Raw genomic sequence first — 23,431 nt, 5'->3', positions numbered from 1 at the left:
TTAACACGATTGGGCTTAGTAGAGCGGGAAGTGGGAAGTGGGTTATAGTAATGCTTGCCAAACTCCTGTTAAGGCACTAGATATTGACCGCGTGGCTGAGGCGATATAAAAAAAAGGAGCCACACCTTTTCCCTTAGATACTGATAAATTTCCCTTAGAGGTTCAACTAACAGCCCAATTTAATGGTAAAAAAAGTTTTTATCAATTAACCTATAACCATCAATCTATATTATCATATCTGGTGAGGGACAGAAGTTATCGCTTTTGAATTAGGAATGGGGAGCGGAGAACAGGGAAGAAAATTGGCGTACCTGATGACCCTGAATAAAGCTATAAGTGTCACCCATGGGAGTGCGGGTAAGGTGAGTATTTGACTTGAGTAAGACGGCAATATATGTTACTATCACAAGGTAATCGCAGCTATCTTGAAAAAGCTGCTACTCAAAACTAGGAATGACCATGAATTATCCCAATACCGAACAAAGTAAAGCAATCCCCTTCTTTGCTCGTTTTCTATCTGTGGACCAAGACGAGGATCCGACTCCCGATTCCCCCCCCGATTCTGAACCGGCTCCCGTTTGGACTTGGAAATGGCCTTCTGACTGGGAAGATAGTTAATTAATTTAAAGATTGCTTTCAGTAATTCACACAGAAAACAACCACCGCCATAGGTCAAGCAGGAGTAAGATTTATGGCGGTTTTTTGTTGTATTTAGGGTTTGCTGAAAAAGTCAATTTGCCGGTGAGGGCAGCGGGGGGAGAAGGTGCTTAGTCAAGTCACAACTACTCTTCAGCAATTTCGACTTCTTTGGGAGCAATGGGTTCTTCGGCAGCAATTTCTACTTCAATAGCCTTTTTCAGGTTAAGTTTTAGAACTTGAGAAATTGGCAAACCTTCCACCTCATTGATGAGATATTCTTGAGTTTCTGTTTCACGACGTTTGAGATAGACCGTTTTAAGCAGTGCCTCAATGCCATAACCCGTCACAATGTCGCCAATAATGGTAGAGAGGCCTAAGACCCCAAGTCCACCAATTAGTCCCAGCGGACCGCCTAACCCAAAAAGTGCGTAAATCATCGGATAGGCAGTACCACCGGATGCGGCAACAGCAATAATGAAAATAATGCCGGGGAGTCCCAGAGAAGCAAGTTTTTGAACAACTTCATCCAGAGAAATTCCCCAGGAGACAAGTTTTTTGTTGATGTCTGTGGGATTAATTCCGAGAAAATCATTGGGAATGGCCGTTTCAGTAGTTTCCGTCATTGATGAGACTCCTAAAATCACTAAGTTGGATTGGTTGGTCGGGATTTCAGTCATATAAAATCCATGGTAAGGCAAAAGAATACAAATCGGCTGTCTAGCAATCAGATGCCTTGCAGCATTTTACATTAGTCTTACCGTTCACACAACTTGTAGAAAATCGTCAGTTCTTAGATTAAATCCTGTTGAAAAGATAGAGGAGATTGGGGAGAAACAATTGATAACTGTGTTTTTCAAGTTGAATTGGGAGTGAACCATAGTCTTAAAAACGGGTTTGGTATCAAATCTCAAGGCAAACTTTTAACTCTTCGGCTAAAATCTGGACATGGGGTTCTACCATAATCGAGACATGATTTCCTAGTACGAAATGAATCTCAACTGGCTCTGTAGAAAATTCACTCCAGCCTAAAGAGGAATCCTCGCAATCTCCAGCTATTAAATCTTTATTTGGATCATCAGCTAATTCCTCCCTAGCCCGTATAATCGTAATTTTACCAGGATAAATCTGTTTAGGGAGATAATCAATCAGACATAAACAGCTAGTTTTATAGGCTTGGACAATTTTTTCAAGCTGCCTAGTTTCCGCATTGGGAGGAAGCATATTAGCCAGTTTAAAAAAGTTTAAGGCGTATCTTAATTGTTCCTCCACTGTTAAGAGTTGAAGAGTTTCATAGGAAATATCGATGGTTTTATCTAAATAAACTTCGATACCTTTGCTGACTTCAGCTAACCATCGCGCATGATCCCAATTAATATAATCAAGCAAAATTTGTTTGTCTTTATAAGTGGGTGCTGAAGAATCAATGATTGCTAGTAATGCCACTTGTTGACCCTGATTAACCAACTGTTGAGCCATTTCAAAAGCCACATTACCACCGTAGGAATGTCCTCCCAAAAAGTAGGGTCCTTGGGGTTGTAAATCTTGCATGGCTTGAAGATAAATACTGGCTATATCCTCAATGCGAGTGATTTCTCCAAACTGTTGATAGAGATCATTTTCAAAACTGTAGAAAGGTTGATCTTTTCCTAAACAACGTCCTAAATGGTAAAAATAAAATGGTCGTCCCCCGGCGCCTGGAACACAGAAGAAAGGAGGCTTTGAACCCTGGGGTTGAATGGGAACCAAACAAGACTGGTTAGAGGAATCTGCATCGGTTTGGATAATGGTCGCTAACTGTTCAATAGTTGGGTTTTGAAATATTGTAGTTACGGCAATTTCCTTGCCTAACTGTTCTTTAATTTGGGTGATTAAATAAGGAGCTAAAAGGGAATGACCACCGAGGTCAAAAAAGTTATCATGCACGCTAATTTTGTCAATCTTTAGCACTTTTGACCAGATTTGCACGAGGTTTAATTCTAACTGATTACGCGCTTCAATAAATCTGTCTGAATCACTGGTATTACTAGGAGCTTTTAACGCACGACGATCAATTTTTCCGTTAGCTGTTAAAGGGAAAAACTCCAGCATCACAAAAGCACCAGGAACCATATAACCGGGCAATTTATGGCTAAGAAATTGACGCAAATCGCCACTTGTTAGCTTTACTCCTAGCTTAGGTACAATATAGGCAACTAACTGTTTTTCCCCTGGATTGTCTTCACGAACAATCACACAGGAAGACTGTACCGCCTGATTTTGACTAAGTACAGCCTCAATTTCTCCCAATTCAATACGGAAGCCGCGAATTTTTACTTGATTGTCAATCCGTCCTACATATTCAATATTACCATCGGGTAAATAACGGGCCAAGTCTCCCGTTTTATATAATTTTGACGGCTCATTGCCCCCCTTATTAAGGGGGGTTGGGGGGATCACTTCATCCTTCTCAAAAGGATTAGGGATAAATTTTTCTTGGGTTAATTCGGGACGGTTAAGATAACCTTTGGCTAATCCTGCACCAGCAATATGTAATTCTCCTACTACACCAATCGGGACAGGTTGGAGATAGTTATCTAAAATGTAAACCTGTGTGTTGGAGATTGGACAACCAATGGGAATTGACTTTATTGTTGCCTCTAGTTGTTTAGGAATAGGATAGCAACAGGTAAAAGTTGTACTTTCTGTTGGTCCATATCCATTAATAATTTGCGTCAATGGCAAAGTTTCCAGTGCTTTATGAACATGAGCAACTGAAAGTGCTTCTCCACCAATTAGTAGCTGTTTAATTCCTGATAAAGCTTGGGAATTATCGTCAATAATCTTATTGAACAAAGCAGCCGTTAGCCATAAAATAGTAATGCCATGTTTGTCTATTGCATTTCTTAAACTTGTAGCGGTAGGAATATCTTCCGTAAAAATCACACATCTCGCACCATGTAATAAAGCACCCCAAATCTCAAAGGTAGAAGCGTCAAAAGCAATGGGAGCCATTTGTAAAAATCTTTGTGTTGCATCCAGATGTGCGTAATTTACGCCAAACAAAAGACGGTTAACGCTACGATGAATAACCCCAACGCCTTTAGGTTTACCTGTAGAACCAGAAGTATAAATAACGTAGGCTAAATTATCCGCAGAAACTGTGCTGTTAAGATTATCCTGACTTGCTTGATTAATTTGTTGCCAATCTTTATCTAAACAGATAACAATAGCCTGATGATTTGGCAGGGAATTATGTAAATATTCGCAGGTTAATATTATTTTAACCTGGGTATCTTGGAGCATGAAGCTAATGCGTTCTTGGGGATAATCTGGGTCAATAGGAACATAAGCTCCACCGACTTTAAGAATAGCCAATAATCCCACAATCATGTCTAAAGAACGTTCTAGACAAATCCCCACTAATTCCTCTGGTTTTACTCCTAATTTCCGCAAATAATGGGCTAATTGATTAGCACGACAATTTAATTCATTGTAGGTTAATTGTTGCTCTGAACATACCACTGCTACCGCATCGGGTGTGCGTTTTACCTGTTCTTCAAATAATTGATGAATACATTGATCAGAGGGATAATCTGTGTGAGTTTCGTTCCACAATGATAACAATTGATAACGTTCTTCATCACTTAACATCGATAACTCAAAAATTCCCATATTGGGATTAGCTGCAATCGCAGTTAAGAGATTCTGAAAATGTTGCCCCATTTGGTTAATAGTGGGGGCAGCAAACAAATCCGTACTATAACACCAAACCGCTTCTAAACGATCAGAAACTTCCCAAAAATTTACCTCTAAATCAAATCGCGCTTTAATCTCAACAGATAAAGGCAAACTCTCCATCTTTAAGCCAGATAAACTGGCCTCAGATTGGGGAGTATTTTGCAGTGAGAACATCACCTGTATCAAAGGATTGTGACTTAAATCTCGGTTTAATTGTAATTTTTCTACTAACATTTCAAAAGGCAAATCTTGATGGGCATAAGCTGATAAAGTTGTTTGCTTTACTCGTTCTAATAACTCCAGAAAACTCGGATTTCCCGACATATCACCCCTTAAAGCCAAAGTATTGGCAAAAAAGCCCATTAATTTCTCAATTGCCGAACTATTACGATTAGCTATCGGAGAACCCACCAACACATCTAATTGACCACTATAACGAGAAATTAGGACAAAAAAAGCCGCCAGTAAAGTCATAAATAGCGTTGCTCCTGACTCCTGACTTAACCTTTTGAGGCGTTGCGTTAAGTCTTGATTCAGTCGAAAAACCTGCCCATCACCCCGGAAACTAGGAATTGGAGGACGGGGATAATCCGTTGGCAATTCTAAAATAGTAGGTGCATCTTGTAACTGTTTTTGCCAGTAATTAAGTTGACGCTCCAAAACTTCACCAGTGAGCCATTGACGTTGCCATACAGCAAAATCGGCGTATTGAATCGATAATTTAGCGAGAGGGGAAGGCAAACCCTGGACAAAGGCCGCATAAAGTTGAGATAATTCATCAAAGAAGATGCTCAAAGACCAACCATCGTAAATAATATGGTGCATCTTCAACAGCAATACATACTCTTGAGAACCCAGTTTAAGTAACTTAAATTGGACTAATGATTCCTTGGCTAGATTAAAGGGTTTTAAGGAGAGAGCAATCGCTATTTCTTGCAGATGTTCTGTTTGTTCATTCTTTGATAAACCTTGTAAATCTTCCAGGGGTAAACTGACGGGTGAAGGGGGAGCAATGCGCTGAATTGGTTGCCCTTCTACCATGGGAAAAGTAGTTCTTAAAATTTCGTGACGGCGAATCAGTTCGCTGAGACTTTGTTCTAAAGCTAATAGATTGAGGTTTCCTTCTAACCGCAAAGCGTCCAACAGATTATAGGAATGACTATCGGGAGAAAGTTGCTGCAGAAACCAGAGTCGTTGTTGAGCAAAAGAGAGGGGTAAATCCTGATCCCGTGACACGGGAATAATCTCTAAATCAACAGTATTAGTTGGGATTTTGGCCGCTCTTAAAAAGTCCAAAATTTCAGTTTTTTTGGCGGCGATTTCTTCTTTAATTTCTGGGGTCATAACCCCTTTGGGAGCCTGAAAACGAAGTTTTTCGCCTTCCAGCCATAGTTTAATGTCTAAACCCTTCAAATACGCTAAAAAATCTCCTACTTTCACTTACCAATTGCCTCCAAAGTTGTTGTTAAATTAGCTCTAAATCACGAAGTTTGCCCTGAGGATGTAAAAGTCCATCAGATTGCCATTGACTAGGATCAATATTTGTCCTTTGCCGTTTTAACTGTCTTGCTAAACTATTGATATCAGCTAAAACTTTAACTGTTTTTATAATTCACCATCCTCATAATCTTCCAAGCTTTCAGTCATAGCTGTTTCTCCCGGTGCAACGGTAAGAACTTCAATGATTTGGGCTAAATTAGCGATAGTTGGGTATTCCAGCAGATTTTGTAAAGACAATTCCACCGAGAAAAGATCGCGGGAACGGGAAATAACCTGAGTCGCTAACAAAGAATGTCCTCCCAATTCAAAGAAATTATCCTTAATCCCAATACGTTCGACTCCCAAAACTTCACTCCAAATTTGAGACATTTGAGTTTCAATCGGGGTACGAGGTGCGAGAAATCCCGTAGCTAAATTGCGTGTAGCTGTATCGGGTGTAGGCAAAGCCAGCCGATCTACTTTACCATTAGGAGTCAAAGGTAGGGTATTAAGCAAAACAAAAGCCTGGGGAACCATATAACTAGGTAGCTTTTGTTGGACAAATTCCCGCACCTGTGGTATCAGCTTCTGGACTAATTTACCATATAGAGGATTATTCGTATAATCAGTCCAGGATTTGGGAATAATCCTCTCATCATCCCAAAAATTGGGGTATGGTTGTTCATCAACTTTACTTATTATCGGTTCTAAGATGGCATTCTGGCGACAGAAAACCACATCGAAAGAACCATCTTGACTACCTTCCCACCAACTGAGATGAACAGTGTAACCTAACTGTTCTCCCAGTTGCCACATTTGCTCAGGATTAATCCCTATCCCGGTATTTTTTGCTAACAATTGCCGCAATTCTCCCACCGTTTTTACCCCAGGAGGATTTTCTAGACAGTCTAAAATTTGTAGTGCCTTTTGTAATCGTTGATTGGGTACATCTCTGATACCTAAATATTCTGGTTGTTCCAGTTTTAGTTTATCTTGCAGTTGCCCTAAAGAAAACCGATCCCGCTGCCAATTTAGCCAAGGAATTGTCGTTTTTTGCCCATCAGTATCCAGATGTAAAGTAACATCATAGCGGAATTGAGTTAACTCATTGTCAGCCTGACCCCGTTTCGGTGCAATCTCTACCCAAGAAATTCGCGGAAAGCGTTGTTTAAGCGCGATAAAGAACTGAGGTGCAATTAACAATTCTTCTTCGGTAGCTACACTTTGATTCACCTGTTTTTGCCATTGTTCAAGGGTTTTATTAGCTTCAGCACGAGCTAACTGTACCGCCGCATGGTAAGGCTCTAGTAAGGACAAACTACGGATATCACCTAGGAAAATCTTACCCCGATCTGCAATCGCCTTCACTGCTCCTGCGATAACTTGTAATAGATAATCCACACTAGGGAAATACTGAACAACAGAGTTAATCACTACTCGATCGAAAGTAGCTTGGGGAATGCCGGTAAAATCATCGGCTGTTCGGTGTAATAATTTTACTTTGCCCTCTAAACCCTCAATTGTGCCACATAAATGTTCGAGGTTATTAATAGTAGCAGCGGAATAATCGGCTCCCCAATATTCCTGACAATGTTTCGCCACACGGAATAGCAATAAGCCACTTCCGCAACCAATTTCTAACACTCGTTGCGGTGGTTGATCTGCCAAAATTCGGCTCACTGTCTGATCAACCCATTCCTGCATTTCTGCTGCGGGAATAGCTTGTCCCGTATAACTACTATTCCAACCACTAATATTAAAAGTGGGGTCCTCGGTTTGAGGTTGGGGTTTACTGTAGGATTCTTCGTAAATCTTTTGCCAATCACTAACATATTCACTCTGCCATTGAGCAAGCTGTTCAGGCAATACTTGACCCTTGAGAGCCGGAACTAAGTAGGCTACCAAATTAGTATTAAGCTGGTCTTGATCATGATCACTTGCCTGATCAGCGCGAGCCATCACAACCGCTTCTTGTACTAGGGGATGTTGGCTCAAAACTGCTTCAATTTCCCCTAATTCAAGGCGGAAACCCCTTACTTTAACCTGATTGTCAATTCGTCCCAGATATTCAATTTTTCCATCAGGTAAATAACGAGCTAAATCTCCTGTTTTATACAAACGTTTGCCTTTTAACTGTTCCTTATTTTCTAAATAGATAAATTTCTCTGCTGTCAATTCTAGGCGATTCAAATAACCTCTGGCTACCCCTGCTCCTCCGATATGTAATTCCCCGGGTACACCGATAGGAACCGGTTGTAAATGCGAGTCTAAAATATAAACCTGCACATGAGGAATTGGCCGACCAATAGTTATTTTTGTGTCAAAAGGCGTACATTTAGCTACCGTTGCACAAACACTTCCTTCGGTGGGTCCATAACCATTAAAGAAATTTCGTCCCTGGGACCATTTTTTCACCAATTCAGGAGAACAAGCTTCCCCGGCGACAATAATAGTTTGCAGAGAGGAAAGATTTTCCCAAGGTAGTACCGCTAAAGCTGATGGCGGTAGAGTAATATGAGTAATCTTATTCTCCCGTAATTGCTTGATTAAGGGTAAACCGGGCATTAAATTTTCTTTACTTGCCAAATAAAGTCTCGCTCCCGCTCCCAAAGCCATTAAAACTTCTGAAATACAGGCATCAAAACTAAAAGAAGCAAATTGAAGCACTCGACTCTGAGAAGACACAGCAAAAGTCTGAATTTGAGCCAGAGCAAGGTTAGACAACCCTTGATGTTCAACCATCACCCCTTTAGGTTTACCCGTAGAACCAGAAGTATAAATCACATTAGCCAAATTAGAAGCTGTTACCTTCCCCGTCAAATTATCCCAGTTCATTGGTTTAATTTCTGTCCAAATTTCAGCTAAAAATACAGTTTTAGCTTGATGATTTGGGAGTTTATCAATCAGTGAACTTTGGGTTAGTAATAAGGGTACTTGACTATCCTCTAACATAAATTGTAAGCGTTCTTGAGGATATTCTGGGTCAAGGGGTAGATAGGCAGCACCGGCTTTAAGGATGCCTATTAATGCCACAATCATGTCTAAAGAGCGCTCTACACATAAACCGACTATTACCTCGGTTTCTAAGCCTAAAGAGCGTAAATAGTGAGCTAGTTGATTGGCCCGACTATTTAATTCTGCATAGGTCAACTGTTGATTTTCAAAGACTACTGCTACTGCATCAGGGGTACGCGCTGCTTGTTCCTCGATTAATTGATGAATACACTTGTTATAGGAGTAATCAGCTTTTGTCTCATTCCAACCCTCTAATAGTTGATACTCTTCCTCTGGGTTTAATAAGGGTAGTGAAGCTAATGATTGACGGGGATTTTCTACAATTGCCGCCAACAAAGTCTTAAAATGAGTCATCATACGGACAATAGTTTCAGCATCAAATAAATCCCTGTTATAAGAGCAAAAACCGCCCAATCCTTCGGCTGCATCCCAGAGGTAAAGTTCTAGGTCAACCCTAACTGAATCAAGTCCTGATGGTATCTCCTCAATGTTTACTCCGGGTAAATCCCAGGGAGAACTAGGAGCATTCTGAAGGGCAAAAACTATCTGTGTTAAAGGATTACGATCTAAATGACGCTCAATTTGTAATTTTTCGACTAACATCTCGAAGGGTAAATCTTGATGGTCGTAAGCGTCTTGAGTAGTTTGTCTGACCTGCGCGAGAAAATCCTCAAAGGTCGGGTCTTGAGATAAATCAAATCTTAACACTAAAGTATTGACAAAAAAGCCGATTAACCCTTCAATTTCGGTGCGGTTACGGTTAGCAATTGGTGAACCAATTACCACATCTGTTTGTTGACTATAACGAGATAGTAACACAGCAAAACCCGCTAGTAATGTCATAAAGAGAGTGCTACCGGACTCTTGACTGAGTTTTTTCAGTTGTTGCGTTAGTTGACTATCTAGTTGCAGTCGCTCCGTCCCTCCGCGAAAACTTTGGATTGCTGGCCGGGGACGGTCTGTGGGAAGTTGGTGTAGTAGGGGAACCCCGGTTAATTGTTGCTTCCAGTAGCTTAATTGACGGTCTAATACTTCATTAGTTAACCATTGACGCTGCCACAGGGCAAAGTCAGCATACTGTATTGATAAATCAGGTAAATCTGCTTTTGTCCCGGTGCAGAAACTTCGATAATAGACTGATAATTCGTCGATTAAAACACCTATTGACCAACCATCCACTGCAATATGATGAATAGCTAATAATAGTACATATTCCTCTGTCTTGACTTGCCATAATTTGACTCGTAATACTGACCCTGATTCGAGATCAAAGGGTTCGGAGGCTGCTGCTAATAACAGGTTTTTTACCTGTTGCTCAGAATGACTGAGGTTTTGCAGATTGACAACTGGTAAGGTGAAGGTTACATTGGGAGCGATCGCTTGTATTGGTTTGTTATCTTTGAGCTTAAACTGAGTCCGTAGGGGTTCATGGCGTTGAATAATTGCCTGGAAAGCTTTTTCTAAGGCTTTAATATTGATATTTCCCCGCAAACGCATCGTTAAATCAATAGTATAAGCCCCACTTTCCCCTTCTAATTGATTCACAAACCAGAGACGTTCCTGGGACCAGGATAGGGGAATATCATCCTCTCGATTAACGGGTACAATTGATGGTAGCTTTAACCCTAAACCTGTTTGCAGTTCTTTTAAAATTACCGCACTTAACTGAGCAATGGTTGGAGATTCAAACAGATAACGCAAGGGTAAAACAATCTCAAAGGTTTCCTGTAATCGAGAAATAACTTGAGTTGCCAACAGAGAATGTCCACCTAATTCAAAGAAATTATCCTCAATACTGACTCGTTTTAATTTCAGTACCTCACCCCAAATCTGCGCCATTTTTTCTTCAATGGGATTACGGGGAGCGATATATTCACCTTGGCGCTGTAAATCGGGAACAGGTAAAGCACGGCGGTCGATTTTGCCATTGGGAGTTAAGGGGAAAGTATCAAGAAGGACAAACGCAGTTGGGACCATATAGTCGGGTAATTTTGCTCGCAAAAATTGCCGTATTTCGTTAATTGTCAGGTTGATTTCGGGTTGCGGTACAACGTAAGCAACTAAGCGTTTATCCCCTAGATTATCTTCACGAACAATCACACAAGAAGACTGTACCGCCTCATTTTGGTTGAGTAAGGCCTCAATTTCTCCTAATTCAATACGGAAGCCGCGAAGTTTTACTTGATTGTCAATGCGTCCTAAATATTCGATTTTACCATCGGGTAAATAACGCCCTAAGTCTCCCGTTTTATATAATTTTGACGGCTCATTGCCCCCCTTATTAAGGGGGGTTGGGGGGATCACTTCATCCTTCTCAAAAGGATTAGGAATAAATTTTTCTTGGGTTAATTCGGGACGATTGAGATAACCTTTGGCTAATCCCATACCACCAATATGTAATTCTCCCGGAACACCAATCGGGACAGGTTGTAAATGGGAGTCTAAGATATAAACTTGGGTGTTAGCAATGGGACGACCAATAGTTACTTTCAGGGTTTCATCTGTCCATTTTTCTACCGTGGCACAAACGCTGGTTTCTGTCGGTCCATAAGCATTAAAGAAATTTCTCCCTCTAGCCCATTGTTTGATCAATTCTTCTGAACAAGCTTCTCCCCCTACAATAATAGTTTGTAACTCTGGTATTTCTTCTAGGGGCAAAGCCGCTAAGGCTGAGGGGGGTAAAATAATATGAGTAATACCATAATCTTTTAATCGCCCCATTAATGGCAACCCAGGCATTAAAGCGTCTTTTGTGTCTAAATAAAGGGTTGCACCCGATCCTATGGCCATGATAATTTCCCAGATAGAAGCATCAAAATTGAGGGAAGCAAACTGGAGAAGGCGAGAGTTTGACTGTAAGTTAAACGTTTTAATTTGCGCTGTAGCTAGGTTAAATAGTCCCCGATGTTCCACCATTACCCCTTTAGGTTTTCCGGTAGAACCAGAGGTATAAATGAGATTAGCTAAATTATTGGCTGTTACTACTCCTGTTAGGTTATCTTGGCTGTTTTGGTTAATTTCTTCTGTGAATCTGTCTAACAAGATTAGCGGCGCTTGATGTTCAGGTAATTTATCGATTAATCCCTCTTGAGTTAGCAATAATGACAGTTGAGCATCAGCGATGGCAAATTGTAGCCGTTCACTGGGATAATCTGGGTCGAGAGGTAGATATGCACCACCCGCTTTTAATATCCCCAATAATCCCACAATCATGTCTAAGGAACGTTCTAGACAAATCCCCACTAATTCATCTGGTTTTACTCCTAATTTCCGCAGATAATGAGCTAATTGATTAGCACGACAATTTAACTCATTGTAGGTTAATTGTTGCTGGGAACAGACCACCGCTACCGCGTCGGGTGTGCGTTTTACCTGTTCCTCAAATAACTGATGAATACACTTATACTCAGGATAGTCAACTTGAGTATTGTTCCACTCAATTAATAACTGATTAGTCTCACTTTCTGTCAGTAAGGGTAATTGGGAAATCCGCGCTTGAGGATTGGCCGCAATTCCCCCTAATAAGTTGAGAAAATGCCCTGATAATCGCTCAATAGTGCTACTTTCAAACAAATCAGTATTATATTCCCAGACACCTTTTAAGCCATCATCGGTGTTAACCATAGCTAAGGTTAAATCAAACTTAGCTGTGGTATTTTCTGGAGGCAAATCTGTCACCGTTAATCCCGTCATTGCAATCTCAGACTTGGGTGTGTTTTGCAGGACAAAAGCGACTTGAAATAGGGGAGTATGGCTCAAATCCCGTTCCGGTTGCAACGCTTCGACTAACATTTCAAAGGGTAAGTCTTGATGCGCGTAAGCATCCATTGTCACTTCCCGAACACGGGTTAATAACTGACTAAAACTCGGATTATCTGATAAATCCGTCCGCATCACTAAAGTATTAACAAAGAAGCCGATTAAACCCTCAATTTCGCCGCGATTCCGGTTAGCGATAGGAGTTCCTACCAAAATATCACTTGACCCTGTATAACGATACAGTAAAGCATCAAAAGCAGCCAACAGCGTCATAAATAATGTCACCCCTTGTTGGCGACTCAATTCAGTCAAAGCTTGGCTAAGTTTGGGGGAAAGGGAAAATTCTTGCTGAGTACCGACAAAGCTTTGCACCGCAGGTCGAGGGTGGTCTGTGGGAAGAGATAATAAAGAAGGTGCATTTGCTAGTTGATTTTGCCAGTAATTTAATTGAGTTTGCAGGACATCCCCTTGTAACCATTGTTTTTGCCAGAGTGCAAAATCTGCATACTGAATCGGTAAAGGAGCTAAATTTGCGGGATGATTTTGAGTGTAAGCATTATATAAGCTGGTCAGTTCGTGAATAAATACTTCGATTGACCAACCATCACTAATAATGTGGTGCATACACACTAATAAGAGATGTTCCGTCTCGGATAGCACCACTAAAGTGATTCTGATTAAGGATTCTTTGGCTAAATCAAAGGGTTGAGTGGCTTGTTTTTGCTTTAATTGCTGTGTTTTTTCTGCTTGCTCCTGGATGGGTAAATCTTGTAAATCAACGACCGATATTGTCTCCCTTGTTGTTTGAATAATCTGAGTCGGTTGTCCATCAATCGTGACAAAATTAGTCCGTAATACTTCATGGCGATCACAGATTTCTCGTAAACTTTGTTCTAAGGCTTTTTGATTGAGGTTGCCTCGGAAATGCAACACCATCGGTATATTATATAAAGCGCTATTTGGTTGCAATTGATCTAAAAACCATAAACGCTGTTGAGCAAAAGATAGAGGTAGTTCTGTATCCTTAGTTCTCGGTAAAATCGGGGGTACTGTTAGCGTGAGATTTTGCTGCTGTAATTGTCCAATAAGATGCGCTAATTCGGCTACCGTAGCTGCACCAAATAAACTCCGCAAAGGTAGTTCTATTTTAAATAAACTCCGAATCCGAGAAACTAATTGAGTTGCGAGGAGAGAATGGCCGCCAATTTCAAAGAAATTATCATAAATTCCCACTTGATCTATTTTGAGTATTTCTGTCCAAATTTGCACCAACATCTCTTCAATTCCATTGCGTGGTGCTACATATTGATCCCTGCGATTTCCTATTTTATCTGGTGCGGGCAAAGCGCGACGATCTACTTTACGATTAGTAGTAAGGGGTAAAGATTCCAGAAAAACAAAAGCTTGAGGAACCATATACAAAGGCAATTTACTGGACAGAAACTGACGCAGTTCACTAATCATCGGTATCCGTTCGTAATGAGCTACTATGTAGGCGACTAAATATTTATCCCCCGGAGTATCTTCCCGAATAATCACACAAGATGTTTGTACATCAATATTTTGGTTAAGTACCGCTTCAATTTCTCCTAACTCAATACGGAATCCGCGAATTTTAACCTGATTGTCAATCCGGCCAAAACATTCAATATTACCATCAGGTAAATAACGCGCTAAATCTCCCGTTTTATACAAACGATTGAACGGTGAATGAGCAAAGGGATTGTCAATAAATTTTTCAGCAGTTAATTCGGGACGATTCAGATAACCCCGCGCTAAACGAACACCGCATAAATGCAATTCTCCCTTAACTCCAATGGGTACAGGTTGCAGATTTTGATCCAAGATATATGCTTTTGTGTTAGCAATGGGACGACCAATCAGCACTGAATTGATTTTTTCTGACTGATAATCTAGCAAGTCATGAACTATGGCGGTTACAGACGCTTCTGTGGGGCCATATACATTAATACATTGAACCCGTTTTCCGACCATTTGTCGCCAAATATTGACGGTTTCTGGTAACACTGCATCCCCTCCCACGGCGACGACCCGCAGACTGGATGGTACAGTAGCTAATGATTGGGAAACGGCGAGCGCCCATTCATGCCAATAGGCAGGGGTAATATTTAAAACGGTGAGGCTTTCTTGTTCGATAAAATCGGCAAAATCAGTCAAAGTTGGGAACATTTGCCCTGGTCTTAAGACCACTGTGCCACCTTTTAACCAGGTGGGGAAAATTTCTTCCGCAGCGACATCAAAACCAAAGGAAGCAAACTGTAAAACGCGATCAGATTCTGTTAAGCCGAATACTTCACTAATGCCCCAACTATGATTAACTAAGGCCGCGTGAGTTAACATCACTCCTTTAGGTTTACCGGTTGAACCAGATGTATATAATAGGCATAGTAGATTTTCTGGAACCACTTCACTGAAGGGATTTTCTGGATTTTGAACTGTCAAAATCTCGGCTAATTTATCTAAGACAATTACCCCCACATCTTCTGCTGGTAAAGAATCGAGTAAACTTTCTTGAGTTAGCAGTAGAGAAATTTGGGCATCTTCTGCCATATAAGTCAACCGTTGCTGGGGATAATCTGGATCTAAAGGTATATAGGCTCCTCCAGCTTTGAGAACTGCTAATAATCCGACAATAACTAACAGCGACCGCTCTAGATAAATACCAACTAAAACTTCTGAATTTACCCCCAAAGATTGTAAATAATGGGCTAATTGATTCGCCTGGATATTTAATTCTTGATAGGTTAATTCTTGACCTTCAAAGACCACTGCTACTGCAGCCGGTGTTCGTGCTGCTTGTTCTTCAAATAAATTATGAATACAATGATGGAAAGGATAGTCTTTTTCGGTGGCATTCCAGTCTTTTAATAATTCTTTTGCCTCTACTTCGGTTAATAATGGTAGTTGGAAAATTGGCTGCTGCGGGTTAACAACCAATGCTTCTAGCAAGGTGATAAAATTCCCTGTTAATCGCTCAATGGTACTGCGATCAAATAAATCGGTATTATATTCCCATACCCCTTTTAATTCTGCACCGGTATTCTCCATCGCCAGGGTTAGATCAAATTTGGCGGTGTCATTTTCTGTGGTGAGGGGAGTGGCAGTTAATCCTGTTAGTTCTAAGGGAGATGGGGGACTATTTTGCAGCAGAAAATCCACTTGAAATAAAGGCGCGTGACTTAAATCTCGTTCAGGTTGTAGGACTTCTACTAACATTTCAAAGGGCAAATCCTGATGAGCATAGGCATCCATTGCCATTTCCCGTACTCGACCCAATAACTGATTAAAATTGGGCTTACCTGACAAGTCAATTCGCAGAACCAAAGTATTGACAAAAAAGCCGATTAAACCTTCAATTTCACTGCGATTACGGTTAGCAATGGGAGTACCAATTAAGATGTCTTCCTGTTCTGTATAACGGTAAAGTAAGACAGCATAAGCGGTTAACAGGGTCATAAATAAGGTGACACCCTGTTCCTGGGTTAATTGGGTCAGTTTTTCGGTTAATTCCCAAGAAAGGCTAAAGGGTAAATGTCCCCCAGCAAAACTTTGTTGATTGGGTCGAGGTCTATCTGTTGGTAAAGATAGGAGGGCCGGTGCGCCGGCTAACTGTTTTTGCCAGTAATCTAGTTGCTGTTGCAATACCTCTCCCTGCAGCCATTGTCTTTGCCAAAGGGTAAAATCTCCATACTGGATAGATAGGGGATTTAGGGGCGAAGATAAACCCTGAATATAGGCATTATAGAGGGCGGTTAGTTCCTGAAGAAATACCCCCATTGACCAGCCATCACTGACAATGTGGTGCATACAGACTAATAAGAGATGTTCCGTTTCAGATAACACCACTAAAGTGATTCTGATTAAGGGTTCACCAGCTAAATCAAAGGGTTGAACCGCTTGATTTTGTGCTAACTCTTGAGACGCAATTGCTTGTTCACTACCAGATAAATGCTGTAAATCAACAACCGTAACTGTCCAGGTTCGTGCTTGTACAACCTGAGTAGGGATACCATCAACGGTAATGAAGTTGGTGCGTAAAGCCTCATGGCGATCGCAAATTTCTTCTAAACTCTGGATTAAGATTTCTGAGTTCAGGTTTCCCTCTAAACGCAAGGCTAGGGGTATATTATAAAAAGAACTATTCGACTCAAATTCAGCCAAAAACCAGAGACGAGTCTGAGCAAAAGATAGGGGTAATTCTGCTGCTTTGTCCCTGGGTAAAATCGGCAGTTCAGTTAGTTGTTCTCCTTCGGAAAGCCGTTTTATTCCCTGTGCTAATTCGGCGATTGTCGGTGCAACAAATAACTCGCGTAAGGGCATTTCTACCTGAAAAGCCTCACGGATGTGCGAAATTAGTTGCGTTGCTAATAATGAATGTCCGCCTAACTCAAAGAAGTTGTCGTGAATCCCCACCTGTGCAACTTTTAATACTTTTGCCCAAATCGAGGATAATATCTCCTCAATGGGGTTACGCGGCGCAATGTATTGCGCTTGGCTTTGGAATTCGGGGGACGGTAAAGCACGGTAATCAGTCTTACCATTGGGCGTTAAGGGTAGGGATTCCAAAATGACAAAGGCACTAGGAATCATATACTCTGGTAACTTAGCTTTCAGGAATTGCCGCAGTTCAGTAACATTAAGCGAATTTTTCTCCTTTTGGGTGGAAACAATCTCTACTTTGGGAATAATATAGGCGACTAAACGTTTCTGATTTGTCTCATCTTCTTGGGCAATTACAACAGCCGTTTTTACTGCATTGTGCTGACTAAGAACGGTTTCAATTTCTCCCAATTCAATGCGAAAACCCCGAATTTTTACTTGATTGTCAATCCGTCCTAAATATTCGATTTTACCATCGGGTAAATACCGACATAAATCTCCCGTTTTATATAATTTTGACGGCTCATTGCCCCCCTTATTAAGGGGCGTTGGGGGGATCACTTCATCCTTCTCAAAAGAATTAGGGATAAATTTCTCTTGAGTTAATTCTGGACGATTGAGATAACCCCTGGCTAACCCGACACCGCCAATATGTAATTCTCCAGCTACCCCCACAGGAACAGGTTGTAAGAAAGCATCAAGAATATAAACCTGAGTATTACTGATGGGTCGCCCAATGGGAACATTGGTTATAGTTGGTGAAGTAAATTCGGAGAAAGTCGCCGCAATGGTTGCTTCCGTTGGTCCGTAACCATTTAATAGTCGAGGAAGAGGGGAATATTGGCCTGTAACTGTTTGCCATTGCTGTACTTTTGCCGGTTGAATAGCTTCCCCACCAATGACAATTAGTTTAATCTTTGAGAGAATTGGCAGGGTATCAGGGGTTAATTCAGAGGCTAATTGATGCCAATAAGCAGTAGGAATACCCAAAACTGTTAATTGCCATTTTTGACAACATTGCCAAAAATCCTCACTAGAGCGCAACATTTCTTCTGTTCGTAATACCAAGGTCGCACCCGATAACAAACTAACAAAAATTTCTTCAACGGAAGCATCAAAGCAGATAGAGGAAAATTGCAGAATTTGATCCTCTGAGGTAATACCATACTCTCGAATAGTAGTCAGGATATAGTTGACTACTGAGCGATGTCCAATCATTACCCCTTTGGGTTGACCTGTGGAGCCGGAGGTGTAGATAATATAGGCTAAATTGTGCTGCTCAACTTCTACCAGAGGGCTAACTGTACTCTGTTTGGCAATTGTTGACCAGTCTTGGTCTAAACAGATAGTTGTTCCTTGAAATGCTGGTAATTGTTCCAGAAGTTGTGATTGAGTCAGGAGAATACTAAGTTGAGTATCTTCAAGAATATAGGTAATTCGCTCTTTTGGATAATTAATATCTAAAGGAACGTAAGCTCCCCCTGCTTTAAGTATTCCCAGGATTCCGATAATCATGTCTAGGGAACGTTCAACAAAAATCCCGACTAAACTATCGGCTTTTACCCCTAAAGATTGTAGGTAATGGGCTAATTGATTAGCACGATTATTTAATTCTTGATAGGTGAAAAATTCATTTTCTAATTTAACTGCGATCGCCTGTGGATTCTGTTTTACTTGTTGTTCAAACAACTGATGCAGACACAAATCATTTTTGTAGTCAATTTTAGTCTGATTCCAATCAAATAATAACTGATTAGTCTCGCTTTTTGTTAGTAAAGGTAATTGACCAATTACTTGTTCTGGATTAGCAATAATCCCAGTTAATAGGTTAACAAAATGCCCTGATAATCGCTCAATTGTACTTTTGTCAAACAGATCTGTATTATATTCCCAAATCGCAGTTAATCTGGCTTCTTTTACCTGTATGGATAAACTTAAGTCAAACTTAGCTGTCTTAAATTCTAAAGGCTGACGAGTGGCTTTTATTCCTTCTAAATCTATGCTATCTACAATTTCATTATCTAAACCAAACATCACCTGAAATAAAGGAGTATAACTCATATTTCTTTCAGGTTGTAGGGCCTCTACTAACATCTCAAAAGGTAAATCTTGATGGTCGTAAGCATCCGTTGCTGTTTCTCGTACCTGTTTTAATAACTCGCTAAAACTGGGATTTCTGGCTAAATCTGTTCTTAAGACTAAGGTATTGACAAAAAAGCCGATTAACCCAGCTAATTCACTACGAGTACGGTTAGCGATGGGAGTACCGACTAAAATATCTGTTTGTCCTGTGTAACGATAGAGTAAGGTCTGAAATGCGGTTAACAGGGTCATAAATAAGGTGACACCTTTTTCCCGACTCAGCTTATTTAACCCTTGACTAAGTTCTGGAGAAAGGATACATTTTATGCGATCTCCCTGAAAACTTTGTTGTAGAGGACGGGGATAATCCGTAGGTAGATGTAATAAAGCGGGTGCTGCTGCTAACTGTTTTTGCCAGTAATTTAACTGATTTTGTCGGATTTCTCCCTGCAAATATTCCCTTTGCCAAATTGCAAAATCTGCGTACTGGATTGGTAACTCTTGTAAAAGAGGTTCTAAACCTTTAGTATAGGCATTATAAAGAGTTGTCAATTCCTCAATAAATACCCCCATTGACCAACCATCAGAGACAATATGGTGCAGACAAATTAGCAAGAAATGTTCTGTGTCTGATAATTGCAGTAGGGTGGCTCTAATTAGGGAGTCATTGGCTAAATCAAAAGGTTGATGGCTGTGAATTTCTAGCCATTTTTTTATTTCCTGCTCTTCTCGATATTTTGGGCTGTCTTTCCCATTGACAAGTGTTAATTGCCAATTACTTTCTGGTTTAATTACTTGTACAGGATTTCCCTCAATAGTGGCGAAATTTGTGCGGAGGGACTCATGGCGCTGAATAATTTCTTGTAGGCTTTTTTCGAGGACATCTACCTGGAGATTTCCTGCTAAATGCAAGGCCAGGGAAATATTATAAAAGGGACTGTTTGGTTCTAATTGATCTAAGAACCATAAACGCTGTTGGGCATAAGATAGGGGTAATTCTTCAAAATTCATTTTCTTTTTCTTGGTAAAATTGCTGGAACGATGGGAGCGGATTTTTCCTGTTTTAACTGTTCAATCCCTTGGGCTAATTCTGCTAGTGTGGCCGAGTTGAATAACTGACGTAGGGGAAGTTCAACTTTCAAGCGATCGCGTATCTGTGCTACTAATTTAGTGGCTAGTAGGGAATGGCCTCCCAGTTCAAAGAAGTTATCATTTATACCCACTTTCTCAACTTTTAGCACTTCTGACCAAACAGTTACTAATATATCCTCGATCGGGTTACGCGGAGCAACATATTTTTCTGATGGTTCACTACTAGATTCTGGTGGGGGTAAAGCTCGACGATCTATTTTTCCATTAGCAGTAAGGGGTAAGGCATCTAAGATAACGAAAGCATTAGGTATCATGTAATCGGGTAATTTAGCTTTCAGAAATTGCCGTATTTCGTTAATGGTAATTATTTTTTCCGATTGTGGCACAATGTAGGCCACAAGACGCTTATCTCCTGTGGTATCATCCCTCACTATTACTACTGTTTCCCAAATCTGGGGATGAGATGCTAATAATGCTTCTATTTCCCCCAACTCAATCCGAAAACCCCGAATCTTAACTTGATTGTCAATGCGTCCTAAATATTCTAATTCTCCCTTGGGTAAATAACGGGCTAAATCTCCCGTTTTATATAATTTTGACGGCTCATTGCCCCCCTTATTAAGGGGGTTTGGGGGGATCACTTCATCCTTCTCAAAAGGACTAGAAATAAACCTTTCTGTTGTTAATTCAGGACGATTGAGATAACCTTTTGTTACTCCGGCACCCCCCACATACATCTCACCGGGTACACCAACCGGTACAAGTTGTAAATATTGGTCTAGTAAATATACTTGTAAGTCGGGAATGGGACGACCAATCACACTAGCTGTACTATCCAAGTCGGTCATACTTAATGGTCGATAGGTGACATGAACGGTAGTTTCTGTAATTCCGTACATATTAACTAATTGGGGGCATTGGTCGCCATGACGCTGAAACCAAGGTTGTAAACTGTTAATTTCTAAAGCTTCTCCTCCAAAAATCACCAAACGTAAGCTTAAATCGTTATCTGTTGTCGATAAACGATCCCCCCTAACCCCCCTTGATAAGGGGGGAAAACTTCCTTTTAAGGATTCTTCAGCTTGAATTAACTGACGGAAAGCGGTAGGAGTTTGATTGAGAATTGTGACTTTTTCTTGACACAATAGCTGATAAAATGCTTCGGGAGAACGGGTAACTAAGTAGGGGACAACTACTAAGCGTCCACCATATAACAAAGCTCCCCACATTTCCCACACCGAAAAGTCAAAAGCGTAGGAATGAAATAGACTCCAGACATCTTGACTACTAAAATTATACCAAGCATCTGTAGCGGCAAATAATCGCACGACATTGCAGTGATTGACTAACACCCCTTTCGGTTTACCTGTGGAACCGGAAGTGTAGATAACATAAGCTAAGTTATCTGGGGTGACGGTGTTTTCTGGATTTGAATGGCTGTTTTCGGCAATTTTTTCCCAGTCGGTATCTAAATAAATAATCTGCGCTTGATGTTGAGGGAGAGTTTCTCCTAGCTTTTGTTGCGTTAACAGCACTGATAATTGAGCATCTTCTAACATGAAGCTTAACCGTTCAATCGGATATTCAGGGTCAAGAGGAACATAAGCACCACCCGCTTTTAATATCCCCAATAAACCCACAATCATCTCTAAAGAACGCTCAAGACAAATCCCCACTAATTGATCAGGTTTTACTCCCAAAGACTGTAAATAATGTGCTAACTGATTAGCTCGATTATTTAATTCATTGTAGGTTAATTGTTGACTTTCAAATACCACCGCCACAGCATCAGGAGTCCGTTTTACCTGCTCTTCAAATAACTGGTGAAGACACTTAGTAACTGGGTAATCAACCTGCGGATTATGACCGTCTATTAATAATTGATTTTTCTCAAATTCTGTCAGCAGAGGTAATTGAGAAACTCGCGCCTCTGGATTGGCGACAATTCCCTCCAGTAAGGTTTGAAAATGCCCCAATAGGCGAGTAATTGTCCCATCATCAAATCGGTTAGTATCATAGCTAATTCGCACCTGTAATTGATCCCCAGGGAGCGCAATTAGGGTTAGAGGATAATTAGTTTGTTGAGAGACCTGAATATTTTCCAGATAAAAACCATCATTACCTAATACCGCAGTAGCGTCAACTGGATAATTTTCAAAAACAACTATACTGTCAAATAAAGATGCACTTCTAGGGATTTCACTCCAAGTTTGAATCTCTGCTAATGAACTATATGAGTATTGATTAGACTCAACTAACTGAGCTTGTAAATCTTTCAATAAAGTCAGTGCTGAGGTGTCCGGTTTAACTTGGATTCGCATAGGTAAGGTATTAATAAATAATCCCACCATTGCTTCAATACCGGCAATAGATGTCTCACGGCCAGATACAGTTGCACCAAATACTATATCTGTTTCTTGGCTATAGCGAGATAGCAATAATCCCCAAGTTGCTTGCACTAAATTATTCAGTGTCAAGCGATTTTTCCTAACAAAAGATTGGCAGGTAGCTGTGGTTGAAGCGGGGAACTGAATTTGCTGTTTTTTATAGACGTTGCTATTTTTTGAATTCGCTGATCTTTCTATTACCAAAGGAGTAGGAGCAGTAAAACCTTGCAGTTTTTGTTGCCAAAATTCTTCGGCTGGTTTTTGTTCCTGTTGCTGTAGCCAAGCAATATATTGGCGATAGCTGACAACAGTTTGATCAGTGCTAATCTGATTTTGAGAAATTTCTTGATAAATCTTTAAAAAATCTTTAATCACTAAAGATAAAGACCAACCATCAAGTAATAAATGATGACTACTCCAAACAAATTGATAGGTATTTTTATCCAACTTGATCAGATTTAGGCGCATTAATGGAGCTTCAGACAATTCTAGGGATTTTTGCTGATCACTCTCCAAAAAAACTGCTAATTCCTGTTCTTGCTGTTGTGCGGTTAAATGTTGCCAATCATAAGTAGCGACTCTCACAGTTACTTGTCGATACACTACTTGTACAGGTTGGCTCAATGCTTCCCAAATAAAAGCTGTACGGAAAACGACATACTTTTCTACTAATCTTTGCCAAGCTTGCTCGAATATTGTTGTATCGACATTGCCCTTTAAATTACAACTAAATTGGACGAAATATACATCTGAATCTGGCTCATACAAGCTATGAAACAACATCCCCTGTTGCATCGGCGATAGGGGATAAATATCGGCTACATTTTGTCTATTTGTGTTATTCATCTGGGAGTTCATCG

The 23,431-nt window shown here is 40.5% G+C and carries 5 protein-coding genes and 1 pseudogene; 2 read left to right on the top strand and 4 right to left on the bottom strand.

All coding sequences use genetic code 11. From position 1 onward, the window contains the following. Window positions 1-37 precede the first annotated feature (37 nt). Together O9295_RS27345 and O9295_RS09910 are read left to right on the top strand one after the other, a co-directional pair. Window positions 38-247: pseudogene (locus O9295_RS27345) on the top strand (MvdC/MvdD family ATP grasp protein); the annotation flags it as partial. 212 nt (window positions 248-459) lie between these two features. Then, complete coding sequence (locus O9295_RS09910) at window positions 460-618, top strand: microviridin/marinostatin family tricyclic proteinase inhibitor (protein WP_061430381.1); 159 nt, start codon at window positions 460-462, stop codon at window positions 616-618. 164 nt (window positions 619-782) lie between these two features. Here O9295_RS09910 and O9295_RS09905 read toward each other — a convergent pair whose 3' ends face one another. From O9295_RS09905 to O9295_RS09890, 4 genes are all read right to left on the bottom strand, one after another. Further along, on the bottom strand, window positions 783-1,262 hold the full coding sequence (locus O9295_RS09905; protein WP_288032847.1) for a hypothetical protein: 480 nt from the start codon (window positions 1,260-1,262) through the stop codon (window positions 783-785). A gap of 277 nt (window positions 1,263-1,539) precedes the next feature. Further along, the gene (locus O9295_RS09900) at window positions 1,540-5,796 is read right to left on the bottom strand and encodes a non-ribosomal peptide synthetase (RefSeq protein WP_288032845.1); all 4,257 of its coding nucleotides are present in this window, start codon (window positions 5,794-5,796) and stop codon (window positions 1,540-1,542) included. Between the two features lie 165 nt (window positions 5,797-5,961). Further along, window positions 5,962-20,103: a non-ribosomal peptide synthetase gene (locus tag O9295_RS09895; RefSeq protein WP_288032844.1), complete on the bottom strand. Its 14,142-nt coding sequence runs from the start codon at window positions 20,101-20,103 to the stop codon at window positions 5,962-5,964. Next, on the bottom strand, window positions 20,100-23,417 hold the full coding sequence (locus tag O9295_RS09890) for a non-ribosomal peptide synthetase (protein WP_288032843.1): 3,318 nt from the start codon (window positions 23,415-23,417) through the stop codon (window positions 20,100-20,102). Before O9295_RS09890 ends, O9295_RS09895 begins: the two co-directional genes overlap by 4 nt. Window positions 23,418-23,431 lie beyond the last annotated feature (14 nt).

It is taken from the genome of Microcystis sp. LE18-22.4A (genome assembly GCF_027531105.1).
GTDB classification, from domain to species: Bacteria; Cyanobacteriota; Cyanobacteriia; order Cyanobacteriales; family Microcystaceae; genus Microcystis; species Microcystis aeruginosa.
The sequence above is the reverse complement of the archived record's forward strand: the minus strand, read 5'-3'. Positions and strand labels throughout refer to the sequence as shown.